Source organism: Alkalihalobacillus sp. FSL W8-0930, assembly GCA_037965595.1.
In the GTDB taxonomy this organism is placed as follows: domain Bacteria; phylum Bacillota; class Bacilli; order Bacillales; family Bacillaceae_D; genus Alkalicoccobacillus.
The window spans coordinates 952546-970564 of the sequence record CP150183.1 but is presented as its reverse complement, the minus strand read 5'-3'; the positions used below and the strand labels follow the sequence as shown (position 1 = coordinate 970564).

At 41.4% G+C, this 18019-nt stretch carries 15 protein-coding genes; 10 read left to right on the top strand and 5 right to left on the bottom strand.

All coding sequences use genetic code 11. The features are described 5' to 3' along the window. The first annotated feature begins 931 nt into the window (after positions 1 to 931). From NSQ54_05110 to NSQ54_05095, 4 genes are read left to right on the top strand one after another with little or no spacing between them, the layout of a single operon-like run. Entirely contained in the window at positions 932 to 1990 is a 1059-nt protein-coding gene (locus NSQ54_05110; protein ID WYP27489.1) for an iron-siderophore ABC transporter substrate-binding protein, read from the top strand. Then, a complete protein-coding gene (locus tag NSQ54_05105) occupies positions 1962 to 3020 on the top strand; it encodes an iron ABC transporter permease (protein WYP27488.1) in 1059 nt (352 codons plus the stop codon). The genes NSQ54_05110 and NSQ54_05105 overlap by 29 nt, the downstream gene beginning before the upstream one ends. After that, the gene (locus tag NSQ54_05100; protein WYP27487.1) at positions 3017 to 4048 is read left to right on the top strand and encodes an iron chelate uptake ABC transporter family permease subunit; all 1032 of its coding nucleotides are present in this window, start codon (positions 3017 to 3019) and stop codon (positions 4046 to 4048) included. The genes NSQ54_05105 and NSQ54_05100 overlap by 4 nt, the downstream gene beginning before the upstream one ends. Then, the gene (locus NSQ54_05095) at positions 4048 to 4851 is read left to right on the top strand and encodes an ABC transporter ATP-binding protein (protein ID WYP27486.1); all 804 of its coding nucleotides are present in this window, start codon (positions 4048 to 4050) and stop codon (positions 4849 to 4851) included. Before NSQ54_05100 ends, NSQ54_05095 begins: the two co-directional genes overlap by 1 nt. A gap of 17 nt (positions 4852 to 4868) precedes the next feature. On the opposite strand, the gene NSQ54_05090 is transcribed toward NSQ54_05095, so the two are convergent. Then, entirely contained in the window at positions 4869 to 5807 is a 939-nt protein-coding gene (locus NSQ54_05090) for a diacylglycerol kinase (GenBank protein WYP27485.1), read from the bottom strand. A gap of 511 nt (positions 5808 to 6318) precedes the next feature. Here NSQ54_05090 and NSQ54_05085 point away from each other — a divergent pair. Further along, entirely contained in the window at positions 6319 to 7710 is a 1392-nt protein-coding gene (locus tag NSQ54_05085) for a VanZ family protein (GenBank protein ID WYP27484.1), read from the top strand. Between the two features lie 41 nt (positions 7711 to 7751). On the opposite strand, the gene NSQ54_05080 is transcribed toward NSQ54_05085, so the two are convergent. The 4 genes from NSQ54_05080 to gatC form a co-directional block, all read right to left on the bottom strand. Further along, on the bottom strand, positions 7752 to 7982 hold the full coding sequence (locus tag NSQ54_05080; GenBank protein WYP27483.1) for a hypothetical protein: 231 nt from the start codon (positions 7980 to 7982) through the stop codon (positions 7752 to 7754). 90 nt (positions 7983 to 8072) lie between these two features. Continuing rightward, a complete protein-coding gene (gatB, locus tag NSQ54_05075; protein WYP27482.1) occupies positions 8073 to 9506 on the bottom strand; it encodes an Asp-tRNA(Asn)/Glu-tRNA(Gln) amidotransferase subunit GatB in 1434 nt (477 codons plus the stop codon). Positions 9507 to 9521: 15 nt separating this feature from the next. Beyond that, positions 9522 to 10970: an Asp-tRNA(Asn)/Glu-tRNA(Gln) amidotransferase subunit GatA gene (gatA, locus tag NSQ54_05070; protein WYP27481.1), complete on the bottom strand. Its 1449-nt coding sequence runs from the start codon at positions 10968 to 10970 to the stop codon at positions 9522 to 9524. 15 nt (positions 10971 to 10985) lie between these two features. Next, the gene (gene gatC, locus NSQ54_05065; protein ID WYP27480.1) at positions 10986 to 11276 is read right to left on the bottom strand and encodes an Asp-tRNA(Asn)/Glu-tRNA(Gln) amidotransferase subunit GatC; all 291 of its coding nucleotides are present in this window, start codon (positions 11274 to 11276) and stop codon (positions 10986 to 10988) included. 283 nt (positions 11277 to 11559) lie between these two features. Between gatC and NSQ54_05060 the strand changes: the two genes are divergently transcribed. From NSQ54_05060 to NSQ54_05040, 5 genes are all read left to right on the top strand, one after another. After that, the gene (locus NSQ54_05060; protein ID WYP27479.1) at positions 11560 to 12528 is read left to right on the top strand and encodes a LacI family DNA-binding transcriptional regulator; all 969 of its coding nucleotides are present in this window, start codon (positions 11560 to 11562) and stop codon (positions 12526 to 12528) included. A 179-nt stretch (positions 12529 to 12707) separates the two neighbouring features. Further along, positions 12708 to 14870 carry a glycoside hydrolase family 3 N-terminal domain-containing protein gene (locus NSQ54_05055; protein WYP27478.1) on the top strand — a complete coding sequence of 721 codons (2163 nt, stop codon included), beginning with the start codon at positions 12708 to 12710 and terminating at the stop codon, positions 14868 to 14870. Positions 14871 to 14885: 15 nt separating this feature from the next. After that, the gene (locus tag NSQ54_05050) at positions 14886 to 16130 is read left to right on the top strand and encodes an extracellular solute-binding protein (protein WYP27477.1); all 1245 of its coding nucleotides are present in this window, start codon (positions 14886 to 14888) and stop codon (positions 16128 to 16130) included. 20 nt (positions 16131 to 16150) lie between these two features. After that, positions 16151 to 17071 carry a sugar ABC transporter permease gene (locus NSQ54_05045; protein ID WYP28499.1) on the top strand — a complete coding sequence of 307 codons (921 nt, stop codon included), beginning with the start codon at positions 16151 to 16153 and terminating at the stop codon, positions 17069 to 17071. A 12-nt stretch (positions 17072 to 17083) separates the two neighbouring features. Beyond that, entirely contained in the window at positions 17084 to 17911 is an 828-nt protein-coding gene (locus tag NSQ54_05040; protein WYP27476.1) for a carbohydrate ABC transporter permease, read from the top strand. Positions 17912 to 18019: the final 108 nt, after the last annotated feature.

Genomic DNA, 18019 nt, shown 5'->3' with positions numbered 1-18019 from the left:
ACTCTAATAGGCGTTAACATCTCTAATCATGTTACTAACTTAAAGGCTTACTCTATCATCATTCTAAACAATCTCAATCTACTGATTCATGTTACACTGTAATCATTAGAAAATTAGGAGAGAAAAGGAATTTTTACTTATGATTTAGATGACGAAGCGTTTGAAAGATGGGTGGAGAATCTCGTAAGGCACCATCCACATTATAAGAAACGTAAACTCATTGGTTTAGTATTCTCTATCCTACTTGCGGGTGGTTATACAGTCTTCACTATTTTGTTAAGTCTGCTGGTACCTAGCGTTTATTTATATCTTTTGTTCACCAATATTGTAGTCGTTACTGTAGTGGGTCTTGGTTATATACTTATTAATGAATTTCTTGTGAAAACAAAGAAAAGAACCTCTTATAAAAAACACATATATAAGGATTTTGTAGGGAAATGTACTTTTACATACAATGAAGAGTTGATAAAGATTAATGATAAGCAATATAACTGGTCTGAGTTTGCGATTGTGGATACAGATGAATTGTACGTTTATATGTACACAAATGGTTTTGAAAAAACAGTGATGTTCCCAAAGTTCCCCAAAGATTTTCCTTTAGAAGAAAGAAATAAATTAAACCACGTTATCCAAGAAAAGTTCGATGTTAATATTCGATTATAAGAGGAGGAATCTTTACCTCCTACTCAACATTCTGTAACAAGAATTAAGATGCATAATGAATAAGCTAAAAATAAACACACATAAAATAAAAACGAAGCGACCATGTAAATTGATCGCTTCGTTTTTATTTATGTTGTTACCCCCCTCTAAAATTGTCATAATAAAACCAAAATTTAATTGACAAACGCTCTCATTTACCTATACACTAATTGAGAATGATTATTGTTATTGGATACATACTAAATAAATAGATAGGTAGGGGTTATTTATGAAATTCAAGTGGTTAATTGGTTCGGCTGCATTAATGGTTGCTTTAGCAGGGTGCGGAAGTGAGTCTTCTGAGACAACAGGAAGTGAAGAAGAAAAATCAGAATCGACGAATACTCAAACAGCTTCGGACGAAACAAGTGCTGACTACCCTATTACAATTGAGCATGCTTTTGGTGAAACCGTTTTAGATGAGAAGCCTGAACGAGTGGCTACGATTCAATGGGGTAACCAGGATATTGCACTCGCTCTTGATACGGTACCCGTTGGATTTTCTGCAGCTAACTTTGGAATTGTTGATGACAAAGGAATGCTTCCTTGGACAGCAGAAAAAGTAGAAGAGCTTGGAGAATCAGATCCAAATGTGTATCAGGATACGGATGGTCTTGATTTTGAAGCGATTGCTGATTCCAATCCAGATGTCATTCTAGCTGCTTACTCTGGTATCTCTCAAGAGGATTATGATTTACTGACTCAAATTGCACCTGTAGTTGCTTACCCAACTTCTCCTTGGACAACAACTTGGCGTGAACAGATCACATATAATGCAATGGGTATGGGAATGGAAGCTGAGGGTGAACAGCTTGTTGAAGATACAGAAGCATTAATTGATGAGACTGTAGCAGACCATCCTGAGATTGAAGGGAAAAATGTTTTATGGGTGAACTTCTCTGCAAATGATTTATCACAGCTTCATTTGTACACGCCTGTTGATACACGCGTATCCTTCTTACAAGAGTTAGGCTTAGTTTTCCCTGAGAATGTATCCGAAATGATTGAAGACGATACGGCTTACTCTCTTAATTTAAGTGCCGAGAATGCTGATGCGTTAAATGAAGCGGATGTGATTGTTGGATACGGAGACGATGCATTGCTTGAAGCTCTTCAAAATGATTCTCGTTTAGGGCAAATCCCAGCCATTGAGAACGGTGCAGTTGTCTTTATTGATGGCAACTCTGACTTAGCTGCTGCTGGTACTCCGAACCCGCTTTCTATCTCTTATACAATTGATCAGTACGTTGACCTCATTGATGAAGCGATTCAAAAAAACGAGGACTAATTTTGTGAGTACACATACGAAATCAAATGTGCATCTTCCAAAGCATTTTTGGAAGGTGCTCCTTCTTTCTTTTGCCCTTCTTTTTGCCTGTATGATCGCCTCTCTTGTCTTTGGTTCAAGGGTTGTCACAAGGGAGGAATTGTTTGCAGGGTTGTTTCAACCAGAATATGAATCGTACGGGGCAAGTGTTGTTCGCGAGCGTATTCCACGGACCATTTTTAGCTTGTTCTGTGGGGCTGCTCTTGGCGTATCGGGTGCTTTAATGCAAGCTGTTACTCGTAATCCAATTGCAGATCCGAGTATTTTAGGTGTTAATACGGGTGCGTCCCTTTTTGTGGTCGCTGGTCTTGCCTTTTTAAATATTAGTACAGCTGGTGAGTATATTTGGCTAGCCATTACAGGTGCGATGCTCACGGCCGTTTTTGTGTATGGGGTTGGGTCTATGGGACGATCAGGACCGACACCTCTTAAGCTTGTTCTTGCGGGTGCAGCGACAAGTGCTGCCCTCTCCTCTTTAGTGAGTGCCATTATGCTGCCTCGCTCAGATGTAATGGATCAATTCCGTTTTTGGCAGGTTGGTAGCTTAGGTTCGGCAAGTTGGAGTTCCACTACACTTTTTATCCCTTTTTTACTTGTTGGAGTCATCCTTGCCATCATTACGGCGCCTGCATTGAATGCACTGGCACTTGGAGATGAAGTTGCGACAAGTCAGGGCGTGCGGACGGGCGTACTAAGATTGGTTGCTGCCTTTGCCGGTGTAATTCTATGCGGGGCTGCTACAGCACTTGCTGGCCCAATTGGTTTTGTGGGGTTACTAGCCACGCATCTAATGAGATTAACGCTTGGTGCGGATCTACGTTTTATTATTCCAATGTCCGCCTTATCAGGGGCAGGCATCTTAACTATATCCGATGTGTGCGGAAGATTGCTTGGAAGTCCTGGAGAACTTGAGGCGGGAGTATTAACAGCCTTCTTAGGCGCTCCAATCCTTATCTATCTTGCCACTCGAATGAAAGTGCGATCATTATGAGAGAACATACAATCACTCAAATCAAAAGCGGCCGTCGTAACCGGCTTAGGCGCTGGATTCTTGTTAATAGTCTATTGATCTTACTTGCATGTGTCCTTTGCATTGCAATGCTGATGATAGGGAATACCATTTATCCAGCCAGTGACGTTATTCGTGTGTTAATGGGCGAACCAGTCGATGGTGCTACCTTTGCAGTTAATACCATTCGTCTTCCGCGAATGCTGGCAGGACTTTTTGCTGGGATTGCCTTTGGTATTGCCGGGAATACATTTCAAACGATGCTACGGAATCCACTCGCAAATCCGGATATTCTTGGCATTACAGCTGGTTCAAGTGTCGCTGCACTTATCTGCATCCTAATATTCCGAACAAGTAATACAACGATCTCTATTGCCTCGGTCCTGGCAGGTCTCGCAACTGTTGTAATCATTTATGTTTTGGCAAAGGGAAAGTCCTTTTCAGTTGGTCGACTCATTTTAGTTGGAATCGGCATTCAAGCCATGCTTAGTGCAGTGATCTCTTATCTTCTACTTATAGGAGCTCAGCAGGATCTAGCAACAGCTCTTCGTTGGTTAAGTGGCAGCTTGAACGGAGCACAGCTTCAAGCGATCACTCCATTAATGATTACCGTTGTGATTTGCGCACCAATCGTCATCCTTCTTGGTAGTCAGTTAAGCTTGCTAGAACTTGGCGAACAGTCAGCTACCTCACTTGGACTAAACACAAACCAAACGAGAATGCTGCTCATCTTAAGTTCTGTTGCGATGATTGCTGTCGCTACTGCAACAACCGGACCGATCGCATTTGTTGCGTTTCTCTCAGGTCCCATTGCAAAACGTCTGGTCGGGCAAGGCTACTCCAATGTCCTGCCTGCTGGTTTAGTTGGATTAAACCTCGTTCTTGCAGCTGACTTAATTGGTCAATTTGCCTTTGAAGTCCGTTTCCCTGTTGGCATTATTACTGGGTTACTTGGTGCTCCATATTTAATTTACTTACTTATCCGGATGAACCGAAAGGGAAGTTTATAATGAAACCTACTCATACATTGCAAGCGGAACAAATCAGTGCGGGTTATGATGAGAAGATCATCTTAAATGAGATTAACGTGTCCATTCCGCATGGTAAAATCAATGTCATTATTGGGGCGAATGCCTGTGGGAAGTCTACCTTACTAAAGACGATGGCTCGCTTGCTTAAGCCTGCAGATGGAATGGTAACACTTGATGGGAAATCTGTTGCCACGTTTTCTCCTAAACAATTTGCACGAGTGATTGGTATGCTGCCGCAATCACCTACTGTTCCAGAGGGAATCACTGTTACTGATTTAGTTGGACGCGGTCGCTATCCTCACCAGACCCTGCTTGGTACATGGTCAAAGAAAGATTATGCGGCTGTAGCAGATGCGATGGAAATGATGAATATTACGGAACTTGCAAACCGAAGTATTGACGAGCTTTCAGGTGGACAAAGACAGCGTGTTTGGATTGCCATGGCCTTAGCACAGCAAACCGATATCCTGTTCCTTGATGAACCAACAACATTCCTCGATATCACGTATCAAGTGGAAATCCTAGATCTGCTTACAGATCTGAATCAGAAGCATGGAACGACGATTGTCATGGTGTTGCATGATATTAATTTAACAGCTAGGTACGCAGATTATATTTTTGCCTTAAGAAAAGGTCAGCTCATAGCTGAAGGGGCGCCAACAGATGTGATTACAAGTGAGGCCGTGAAAGAAATTTACGGATTAGATTGCACAGTAATCCCTGATCCTGTCTCACTTACTCCTTTGGTTGTTCCAAGAGGACGTTATCATGTACAAGCATAAAAAAAGAAACCGGCCACTTATTGGTCGGTTTCTCCATTTTCAAGCTTCTTTTGATCGCGTGCAACAGGCGTAAGCATTTGGAAATGTCTATATAAGTTCACAAACTCGGCCGGTAAGCTACCGCCTCGTTCTCCGTCTAGGTTCAGCTTCATTTCAGCATTGCCGTCCAGTACTTCTACCTTAATCCGGTTCGCTTGAATGTACATAACCTTCGGATGATTAATATGTTCCCCACGTAAGGCAAGCCCACCAACTTGAATGAACTCCGCAAACGTCGTCTTTTTCACAATAAGGAAATCAAACATCCCATCCTGAAGAGACGCCCGTGGTGCTAGCTTTTCAAAGCCACCCACAGAATTCGTATTTGCGATTAAGAACATCATAATGTCGCCTTCAAACAGCTTTCCATCATATTCTATCCGAACCGAAGTCGGTGAAATTTGAGGTAGCTTCTCAAGTCCCTTGATGTAGTAAGCAAGCTGGCCGACAAGTGTTTTTAGCTTAATCGGAACTTCATATGTAAGTTCAGTCAGCGCACCTGCCGCAGCAATATTCACAAAGTATTTATCATTAATTTTTCCTATGTCAATTGGCTCAATGTGATCCCCACATAATACATCACACGCTTTGGTAATATCCTTAGAAATCCCAAGAGCACGCGCAAAATCGTTTGTAGTACCAGCTGGAATAATCCCAAGCATCGGACGATTTTCAAGCTCAGCTAACCCATTTACGACTTCAAAAATCGTACCATCTCCACCGGCTGCAATCACTAAATCATATCCTTGCTCACCCGCACGTCTTGCTGCTCGCTTAGCACAACCCTCTTCTGGCGTTGTCGCATGCGCTGACGTTTCATAACCGGCTTTCTCCAAACGATCTAGCACATAGGCTAAATTCTTACGGATTTGCTCGCGTCCTGAGGTTGGATTATAAATTAAACGTGCTGTTTTCATTTGGCTCTCCCACTTTGCTTAAAGGTATACCGCTCAGAAATCTCTACTTTGTATTGTATCGCAAAAAAGACGAAAAACAATCCTTTCTGCCTATTTCTCAAATTGTTACAAAAGTTAAGGACGAATTGACTTCATGTTAAGAAACGGTTAAGTGTCTTAGTCTTATTAGATCAGTCGCTCTATGTAGTTTTTCCCTTTATAAAAATTGGATAAACCTTTTGATTAAGTGTGAAGGTTACGCAGGGGTGTGGGGCTATCGCATGGGTTTCTATTCCATCGCATCGATCCTGCAGCCTATCCCTTCGATTGCTACTCCATCGCATTGATCCCGCGGGCTATCCCTTCGATTCTCTCTCTATCGCATCGATCCCGCGATCTATCCCTTCGATTCCTCATTCATCACCTTAACCTAACAAATTCCTACATATCTCTCAATCTTATCTAGATTTATTTTCCATATTACTAGATAATAGAACTTGAACTTATAGGAAAGGAAGATCACATTAGCGTTATGACTGCAGACATTGTTTTATCTATCATCAAAGATCATTTTACTACCGCATTATTTTTTATTATCTTGTTAGCTTTATTATTTTCTACCCTTTATTTTCTCATTTACAAAAAACTTTTAAAGGGAACGGCCAACCTTTCAATTAAGCCAACCGTTGTTACATTCATGTTGATTGGATATTTAATGATGGTAGCTGGGGTAACCATTTTTAATAGAAGTCCTTATATGATGGGGAGCATGGACTTAACATTGTTTGGTTCATATATTGAGGCTTGGAACGATTTCAGTGTGAAGAATTGGCAATATGTCATTTTAAACATTGTCATGTTTCTTCCTTTAGGAATACTATTACCGCTGCTTCATGACCGATTTAAGAAAACCATCTGGACCATTGCAGCCGCTCTTCTGCTTACTTTATCAATTGAGACCTTTCAATATTTCACTGGGCTTGGTGTGTTTGAATTCGATGATCTATTTAATAACACATTAGGTGCCATCATTGGGTATGGATTGACTATGAGTATTCTGAAGTTATGGAATAAGAGATTCTTACAAGCAGTCGGTTATCTATCACCATTGCTCCTGACCTCACTCGCATTTGGAATCATCTTTTTTACGTATTCGTTAAAGGAATTTGGCAACCTTAGTATTGTGCCAAATCACAAGGTAGATATGAATGAGGTGACTGTAATTCTTGATCTTGATGTGATATTAGAGGAGACAAATCAAATACCTGCCTCTGTTTATAAAGTCACGCCATATTCAGAGCAGGAAGCAAAAGAATTTGCTGAATCCTTCTTTGAACAGATGGATGTAGACACAAGTGATATGGATGTAAACAGAGATGCGGAGACCGGCTTTTTTAGTACTCAAGGGGACCCAGGTTACTCACTTTGGTTTGAATTTATGGACGGAAGTTATAATCTAAACAACTACTACTTTGAGGAAGATATACAACGTATAGACACAGATGAGTCAAAACTATTAAACGAACTTAACAGATTTGGCATCACTCTTCCAGAGACTTCTGAACTCCATCACCTTGGGCCGGGTGAGTATGAGTGGAAAACCCATTTATACGAAATGGGTAATCAACTAATAGATGGCACATTAACTGTTGAATATTTCTCAGACGATACCATTAAAAGAATAAACCATTCCATGATTACATACGACAAAGTGACTGACAAATCAATTAAGACAAAGCAACAAGCATTTAATCAACTCATGGAAGGATCATTTGACTGGGGAGAAGGAGACATCAACAAGATTGAAGTGAAAGATCTCGAGCTTACCTACTTCCTAGATTCTAAAGGCTTTTATCAACCGGTTTATTCATTTAAAAGTATCATTAATGGCTCGGACAACGAAATACTCATTCCAGCCCTATAAAAATAAGCCAAATTCCTCTACGCAGGAATTTGGCTTTTCATTTAAAGAACGGCACGAATCAATCCATTTGCCACAACAGCAATCATCAAAATAAGTACCACTCGATTGTATTTGCTTTCCTTCCCCTTAAAGCCCGCAATGACTCCTACTGTTAGGAGTAGGACAAATACTGCATTCATCCCAATCATGAACCACGGCTGAAACAGGCTAGCCACAAAGAGTAGAATGGCTAGTATCCCGAGAATTACTTCACTTTTACTAAAACGCCACATCAAACCCCTCCTACCCTAAACTGTACCCTTCTGACAGTCTTCGTATGCACAAAAAAGGAGCTGCCACTTAGGGCAAGCTCCTTATCTGGATTAACGCTTATTGATTTCTTCCATTAGGAATTGGTTCACCAGCTGCGGGTTCGCCTTTCCTCTTGATGCTTTCATGATTTGACCAACGAGGAAGCCAACAGCACGGTCTTTTCCGTTTTTGAAATCAATGATGGATTGTTCGTTTTGATCCAATACATCAGTGACCATTTTGCGGATTTCGCCTTCATCAGAGATTTGAACAAGCCCTTTGTCTTGAACAATTTTCTCTGCGTCTCCACCTTTTTCGATCAGGTCTTTGAATACCTTCTTCGCAATTTTAGAAGAGATCGTTCCTTTTTCAATCAGCTTAATCATACCAGCTAGTGATTCAGGTGTGATGGCTGTTTCAGCAAGTTCCTTCTGCTCTGCATTCAGATACTCGGATACGCCACCCATTAACCAGTTAGATACAAGCTTAGAATCTGCTCCAAGTTCAATTGTTGCTTCAAAGAAATCAGACATTTCTTTAGTCAGCGTTAGAACCTTCGCATCATATGCTGGTAAGCCAAGCTCTTCCACATAACGTTGTTTACGAGCATCTGGAAGCTCTGGAATCTCCGCACGGATGCGGTCTTTCCACTCATCGTCAATGTGTAAAGCTGTTAGATCTGGCTCAGGGAAATAACGATAGTCGTCAGATCCTTCTTTTACACGCATTAGAAGTGTTTTTCCACCAGCTTCATCAAAGCGACGTGTTTCCTGCTCGATGATTCCACCAGAAAGAAGAACCTGCTCCTGACGTTTTTCCTCGTACTCTAATCCCTTACGAACAAAGTTAAAGGAGTTCAGGTTCTTAAGCTCAGCCTTTGTACCGAACTCTTCTTGTCCAACTGGACGAAGAGAGATGTTTGCATCACAACGCAGTGATCCTTCTTCCATCTTACAATCGGAAACACCTGTGTACTGAATGATCGCTTTAAGCTTTTCAAGATACGCATACGCTTCTTCTGGCGTACGAATGTCCGGCTCAGATACGATCTCAACAAGCGGCGTTCCTTGACGGTTGTAGTCCACTAAAGAATAACCACCAGCTGAGTGAGTGAGCTTTCCTGCATCTTCTTCAAGGTGCAAACGTGTGATACCGATACGTTTTTTCTTGCCTTCTACTTCAATTTCAATCCATCCGTTTTCACCAATCGGCTTATCAAATTGCGAGATCTGGTATGCCTTTGGGTTATCCGGGTAAAAGTAGTTTTTGCGGTCGAATTTTGTATCTGTCGCAACTTCACAATTTAATGCCATAGAAGCCTTCATTGCGAATTCCACTGCTTTTTTATTTAAAACTGGAAGCACACCAGGGTAACCAAGATCGATTACACTTGTGTTTGCATTTGGCTCTGCTCCAAAGTGGTTTGGGCTCGCCGAGAAAATCTTTGAGTCCGTTTTTAATTCTACGTGAACCTCTAGTCCAATTACCGTTTCAAAATTTGTCATGTCAATGGACCCCCTTTACAACGCTGGCTTCGCATCGGCAAAATCCGCTGCCTGCTCATAGGCGTGGGCTACACGATACACAGTCTTTTCATCAAAGTGCTTTCCAATAATTTGTAGTCCTAGTGGAAGTCCGTCCTGGAATCCACAAGGTACACTGATAGCTGGTACCCCTGCAAGGTTTACTGGAATCGTTAAAATATCATTCGCATACATCGTTAATGGATCATCCGTCTTTTCACCAATTTTAAATGCTGGTGTAGGAGTCGTTGGTCCAACAATCACATCGTAGTTTTCAAAGACATCTTCAAAGTCTTTTTTAATTAACGTACGAACCTGTTGAGCTTTCTTGTAGTACGCATCATAGTAGCCTGAGCTAAGAGCAAATGTACCAAGCATGATACGGCGTTTTACTTCGTTACCGAAGCCTTCCGCACGTGTTTGCTTATACATTTCAAGCAGGTTGTCTGCGTTATCTGTACGGTAACCATAACGTACTCCATCGAAGCGAGACAGGTTAGCTGATGCTTCGGATGAAGAGATTAGGTAGTATGTTGCAAGAGCGTATTTGGAATGTGGAAGTGAGACTTCATCCCAAGTAGCTCCTTGTGCTTCTAGCACCTTAAGCGCATCAAGAACCGATTGCTTCACTTCAGGTTGAACACCTTCACCTAGATATTCTTTTGGAACAGCAATCTTAAGGCCTTTTACATCGCCTGTAAGACCAGATAGGAAATCAGGAACATCCACTTGAGCAGATGTTGAATCCATTGGGTCGACTCCTGAAATTGATTGAAGAAGATACGCATTATCTTCTACACGACGTGTAACGGGTCCGATTTGATCAAGAGAAGAAGCAAATGCCACTAATCCAAAACGAGACACACGGCCATATGTAGGCTTTAATCCAACTACACCACAATAAGCTGCTGGTTGACGGATTGAACCACCTGTATCAGAACCTAGTGAGAAAAGGACTTCTCCAGCTGCAACTGCGGCTGCTGAACCACCACTTGACCCACCTGGTACATAGTCAAGATTCCAAGGATTCTTTGTTTTTGCAAGAGCTGCGTTCTCAGTAGAAGAACCCATCGCAAATTCATCCATGTTTAACTTACCAATTGTCACCGCTTGGTCTTGGCGAAGCTTTTGAACAACCGTTGCATCATAGATCGGGTTAAAGTTCTCAAGAATACGACTTGAGCACGTTGTACGAAGATCCTTCGTTACAATGTTATCTTTTACACCAATTGGCATACCGAAAAGCAAGCCTTCAGGTGTCGTTACTTCGTCTAACTCTTTTGCATACGCACGAGCTTTTTCTTCATCAAGTGTCAGGAATGATTGAACCTTCCCATCGACCTCTGCAATACGCTTGTAGGATTCATCTACAAGATCAGTTACCTTTATTTCTTTTTGCGTAAGCTTCGCGTGAAGCTCTTTAATTGAATGGTCAAATAAAGACATTCTGGATCCTCCCTGCTATTCCATTATAGACGGCACTCGCACTTGACCATCCTCATGGTCAGGAGCGTTTTTCAAGACTTCCTCTACTGGTAACCCAGCATCAGGCTTGTCCACGCGCAGAACATTCTTCATGTTAAGAACATGAGTTGTTGGCTCTACACCTTCTGTATCTAATTCATTTAACTGCTCTGCAAATGAAATAATATCATCCAGCTGCTTTGTGAACATTTGAGCTTCCTCTTCCGAAATCGCAAGACGCGCCAAATTTGCCACGTGTTTCACTTGATCTGTTGAGATTCGAGACATCTCATTACACCTCCAAAATCGCATGTTGACAATACTTTAAACTATACCAAATTAAAGACGGGCAAGCAACAGAGGGATATAGACATTTAATGGTGGAATGAAGTGAAAAACCGTTGATGTAGCGGGATAAATTAAGTTTTTTTAGGCAATACTTTATTTCTGTGACGTGGTGGTGTAGAGGTGTACTCTTACTGTTTATCTTTGCTTTTGCTTCTGTTGACAATTAAACAAACCTCTGTAAAAGTTAAACTATGTAAAAGTGATTAAAAAGGAGCGGAGGCGAATGGTGAGCATTCGAGACATTGCAAAGAAAGCTGGTGTATCCGTTACATCTGTTTCTTATGCACTCAATGGCAACCCAAAAGTTTCTAAGAAAACAACAGAGCACATCAAACAAGTAGCAAGAGAGTTAAATTACCGACCTAATGCAGCCGCACGTACGCTAAAAACCCGACTAACAAAAAAAATTGGTATTTTTATTCGTGAAGACCGTGGAATCTTCTTTGGAGATATTCTTTCCGGTGTCATTGAAACCTGTTCGAAATTTGGCTACGATGTTGTCGTTTGTACAGGAGAAAAAGCTTTGAACTCTTTAGATAATGGATCTGTTGATGGCGGATTGGTTATGGACAACCGCATTACATCAGAAGAAGTGATGCGCTTAGCGGACGCCGGACGTAAGCTAGTCGTCCTTGATCGAACCTTCTATCACAAACACGTACGTCAGGTTCTTCTCGACAATGAGAACGGAATGAAACAGATGATTCAGCATCTTGTAGACTTACCTACTCAAACGACCTATCTTGTGACTGGAAGTAATCAAAATTTTGATAACCAAATTCGCTCAAAAGCTGCCCTTGCCGCCTTCTCTGACCTTGCACCCCATCGAGAAATTTCAGTGTTAGAAGGAGACTTCAGGTTAAATGGCGGATTAGAGGCAGCTAAAATCATTGAAAGTGAATGGAATGGTGAGCCAACAACCGTTTTAGCCCTCTCAGACAGCCCTGCAATCGGTATGCAGGAATATTTTCAAAATAAGGGGTTTGTGATTGGTAAAGATATCTTGCTCGCAGGCTTTGATAACAGTTTACTCAGCCAGTATGTTACCCCTCCTCTCACAACTGTTGATTATTCAACAGAACTCTGGGGAAACATTGCAGCTAAGGTCTTGCTCCAACTCGTTCAAAGTGATGATACCCATGACGAACTCATTCCTACCAGCTTAAAAATAAGAACCTCAACTACAGGATAACCTGTAAGGATAGAGGTTCTTATTTTTTTCTTGCATTTTAATTTGCCGTCGATTTATACTGTAGGTACATAAAAAGGTGAAACGTTTCAAAACGTCATATATCGATAAAGTAGCTATACTATATATTTTTTTACTTTACTGGTGAAACGTTTCACTTTATTTTCTTTGTGAGGTGTTTTATGATTAATGATAAAGTTACACAGCTTTTAGAAGAAATGACGATCGAAGAAAAGATCGGACAGCTTACTCAGTTTGCTGGCGTTTTTTACTCTACTAGTCAATCGAGTACCCCAGTTACAGGGAGAATTGAATTTCCTGTTAATCAAGAAATGATTGATGTAAGTGGATCGGTATTAGGAATTGCAGGTGCCGAGAAGCTACTAGAGATCCAAAAAAATCATCTTGAAAAAAACAGACTCGGCATTCCACTGTTATTTATGGCTGATGTAATTAATGGATTTGAATCTATTTTTCCGATTCCACTTGGGTTAGGAGCAACATGGGACCCCCTTTTAGCCGAAGAATTGCAAGCGGTTTCAGCAAAAGAAGCAACAAGCGCTGGACTTCACGTCAGTTTTACTCCAATGGCTGACCTCGTTCGAGACCCTCGGTGGGGACGAGTCATGGAATCCACGGGTGAGGACCCTTACCTTAACAGTTTATTTGCTAAGGCCACTGTTCGTGGCTTACAAGGTTCAGATTTAAAAAACAGTTCTCAGCATCTTGCCGCATGCGTTAAACACTTTGCTGCTTATGGATTATCTGAAGGTGGCAGAGATTACAATACAGTTGATCTTTCAGAGCGTGAGCTAAGGGAGATGCATATGCCTGCCTATCAAGCAGCTCTAGATGCAGGCGTAAAGCTCGTAATGACTGCTTTTAACACCGTTGACTCCATTCCAGCTACCGGTAACAAAGTCTTACTACGTGACATGCTCAGAGAGGAATACGGCTTTGATGGGGTGATCATTTCTGACTTCAGTGCTGTTCAAGAATTGATTCCACACGGTGTTGCGGAGGATGAAGCTGAAGCCGCCAAAAAAGCACTCGATGCGGGCGTTGATATTGATATGATGAGCCTATGCTATTCCCATTCTTTAAAAAGGCTTATAGAAGAAGGTAAAGTCGAGCTTGCTCTTTTAGATGAAGCAGTAAAGCGAGTGCTAGAGCTCAAGAACGAATTAGGCCTTTTTGAAGACCCATACCGTCAAACCAGTGTCACTCGAGAAAAAGAGACGTTAACGAATTCCAAGCATAAAGAACTCGTACGAAAAGCGGCCGAAAAAAGTACTGTTCTATTAAAAAATGATAAAGTGCTTCCACTTTCTACCAACACAAACGTTGCACTTATTGGGCCTTATGCAGACAATAAAGACCTCCTCGGAGAATGGTCAATCTTCGGGAAAGTAGAAGAAACCGATACACTTAAGGATTCTATGGAAAAAACATTTTCACACTTCACTTATAGCAAGGGCAGTGAAATGTACGAAATAAATCAAGAACTATTAAACGAAGCGTTAGATTCCGCTTCAAATGCTGATTTGATCGTTCTCGCTTTGGGTGAAGGACGTGAACGGAGTGGTGAGGGAAGAAGTCGTGCGTCTATCACTCTAGCACCATGCCAACTTGAATTAGCTAAAAAGCTTTATGAACTCGGAAAGCCCATAGTCGTCACACTCTTTAATGCTCGTCCGCTCGATTTAACAGAGCTTGAACCATATGTAAATGCCATCCTAGAATGCTGGCATCCCGGGTCTGAAGGAGCCAGCGCCATTACAAGTTTGATAATCGGAGAAGCCAATCCAAGTGGAAAGCTAACGATGTCCTTTCCTCGGACAACTGGTCAGGTACCTGTCTATTACAATGCTTATACGACTGGTAGACCCTTACCACCAGGGAGCGATGAGCGCTTTTTCTCTCGTTACATTGATGTAGCAAATGAACCCTTATATTCGTTTGGGTTTGGACTAAGCTATACTTCGTTTAAATACAGCAAGCTTCATCTTTCTTCAGACCAATTAACTTCGAATGAATCGTTAACGATTACCCTAGACATTACAAATACTGGCGAAGTTTCGGGAGAGGAAATTGTTCAACTTTACATTCAAGATCCTGTTGCCGAGGTTGTCCGTCCGGGTAAAGAACTAAAAGGATTTAAGAAAGTCCATTTAGAGTCCAAGGAAACGAAAACGGTTCAATTTGAAGTGACTGAGACCATGCTTCGTTACTATCACAGTGACCTATCTTATAAAAGTGACCCTGGAACCTTTCACATCTATGTTGGTAGTAGCAGCGAAAGTTCCAAACTAACCAAGCTGTCATTTGCACTGTTAGATTTATAATAAGGAGGTAATGATGTGGGTAAAAAACGATTGGCTTTGACGGCTTCAGCTGTGGCTCTAACCTCTATTGTTCTAGGTGCATGCTCTAACGATCGTGAAAGCGGTGATATCACGCTTGATGTATGGGCTATTGGTTGGGAAGCTGAGCAACTCGTTAATGAAGGATATATTAAGGCATTTGAAGACGAGAATCCAGGTGTAAAAGTAAATTTACAAGCCATCCCATGGGATAACATCTACGACAATCTATTAACAGCCGTAGCCTCAGGAAGTGGACCAGATGTGGTACAGCTTGGCACTTCATATATGGCAGATTTTTCGAGTACAGGTGCTTTAATGCCCTTAAATGACTATGTAGAAGAATATCCAAATCTTGACCCCTCGCATTTCTTTGAGGGAGCCGTTGATTCTATAATGTACAACGATGACATGATGGCTGTACCTTGGTACGTGGAGACACGTGTTCTATACTATCGTACAGATCTTTTAGCAGAAGTCGGGTATCCTGAAGGGCCTGAAACATGGGAAGAACTGTATGATGCCGCCACTCGTTTATATGAAAGAGGAGATGGGTTATACGCTCTGACGTTACCGGAAAACGATGATACCCTCCCTTATATTTTTGCATGGCAAAACGGTGTGGAATTTGAAACTGAAACTAAAGGAGTCGATTTCTCTGACCCTGCTTTTATTGAATCTGTAGATTACTATACGCGATTTTTTAAAGAAGATTTAGCTCCATTAGGTCTCGGACTTGATCCAATGCAGTCCTTTGTTGATGGGATCCAACCAATGTTTTTTGAACCCCCTTTTCGCTATCAACAATTGATTGATAACTATCCTGATTTCGAAGAATGGGATACAAAGGTCATGCCAACCAAAGAGAATAACGACTCTGTTATTGGTGGATCTAACATGGCCGTGTTTGAATGGACAGAACATCCTGACGAAGCTGTGGCTTTTCTTTCTTATTTAACAGACCGAGATACCCAAATTGATTACTTTAAGGATGTAAAAGTATTACCACCTAGAGTAGATGCCTGGGATGACCCTGCTTTACAAGAAGATAAGCGCTTCTACCGATACTTTGATCAGCTTAAGCACTCTCGAGCGCAACCACAAGTTTTAAATTGGAATCGGATTAATGATGAATGGAAACGTTCAGAACAACGAATTACACGTGCGGGGTACTCAGTTGAAGAAGAGATTGCAGATTTCCGTTCAAGAATCGAACCAATGATTGTAACAGAAGAGGATTAAGGGGGGAATAGTTCATGGAAATGGCACGAAAGAAGACGTTACACTCAAATCAGCCTGCCAAAAAACGGCTTAAACCTGAACCGTATTATTTTATTACGCCAGCCATCGCGCTGCTCATCCTTTTTGCTGTATTGCCCATACTGATTGCCTTAGTCATTAGCTTTACTGATATGGACTTAAGAGGAATCACAGATTGGTCAAACATTTCCTTTATTGGCTTGGAAAATTACCGTGTGTTGCTGAGCGATCCGATCTTTTGGACCTCCTTATATAATACGTTTTTCTATGTGATCATTGGAGTACCGCTTGTCATCATATGCTCACTTGGAGCTGCGTTACTCCTAAACTATGGATCCAATAAATTATTTCAATTTTTTAGAGTGATCTATTACATGCCAGCCATTACAAACATTGTAGCCATCGCCGTCATCTGGGGATTTTTATACAACGTTTCCTATGGATTGTTTAATCAGATTCTTGGTTTTCTTAATTCCGGTCCTGTCCTCTGGCTGGAAGACCCAACCATTGCAAAGCTTTCTTTAATCATTCTCGCTGTTTGGAAGGGCATTGGAATCAATATGCTTATCTACTTGGCTGCGCTACAAGCCATTCCAAAAGACTATTATGAAGCTGCAACCATCGATGGTGCGAGCCGCCGCCTGCAATTTTTTAAGATTACGTTTCCTCTCTTAGGATTCGCCACCTTCTTTATTACTGTCACAACATTAATTGGCTGGCTTCAATTCTTTGAGGAACCATTTGTTATGACTCAAGGTGGACCATTAGACGGAACCATTTCCATTGCTCTCTTTATTTACGAAACAGGGTTTAGCTATAGTAACTTTGGCTACGCCGCAGCAGCTTCATTCGTTTTATTTGTCATCATTATCATAGCGACCTTAATTCAATTTAAATTACGCAAAACGCAAGAAGATTTATAAGGAGGGATTTGTGTGGCTGTTAACCAGCGCTCTAAAACTGAGGTAGGAATTGTAACCGTTTTACTGTTTGTGGTCGGGTTTATCTTATCCATCCCTTTTATCTGGATGCTTTTATCAGCATTTAAACCAAATGCTGAGCTTATTCAACTGCCAGTGCGTATCCTACCACAAAAGTGGACATTGGAAAATTTCACAAGACTATTCACCGAGATGAATTTTGCCATTTACCTTCGAAATACGTTAATTCTCGTTGGATGCTCATTAATTGGATTATTATTAAACGCAATGGCCGGCTACAGTTTTGCCAAGTTTCGATTTAAAGGGAACCGCCCCTTATTTTTTCTCGTACTTGCAACGATGATGATTCCAGGCCAGGTAACAATGATCCCTGTCTATTTAATTCTTAATCAAATTGGTTTAACGAATACGATGACTGGAATCGCTTTACCGGGTCTTGTCGCTGCATTCAGTATCTTCTTATTTAAACAATTTATGTCGACCATCCCAGATGCTCTTCTTGAAGCAGCAAGACTTGATGGAGCTGGTGAGTTCTACATCTTCTTCAAACTTGTGTTGCCAATGGCTAAGCCCATCCTCGCTGTTCAAGGAATACTAGCCTTTATTGGAGCCTGGAATAGCTTCTTGTGGCCTTTAATTGTCGCAAACTCTCAGGATCTCTATACCCTCTCTGTTGGACTTGCCCTACTTCAAGGTCAAGCTGGTGAAAACTACGCCCTTCAAATGGCTGGCTCAGCAGTCATGGTTGTTCCGATCTTGATCGTATTTGCGATCTTCCAGAAATATATTGTGAACGGCTTTACGATGTCAGGAATTAAATAGGATATGAAGCCGAACTGAGGGGGAAGTCAGTTCGGTTTTTATAATGGAGGGGTTTAGACTGTTATCGTTTCGCTTCACCCTCCTTTGCTACAATTAATCCTTCCATCC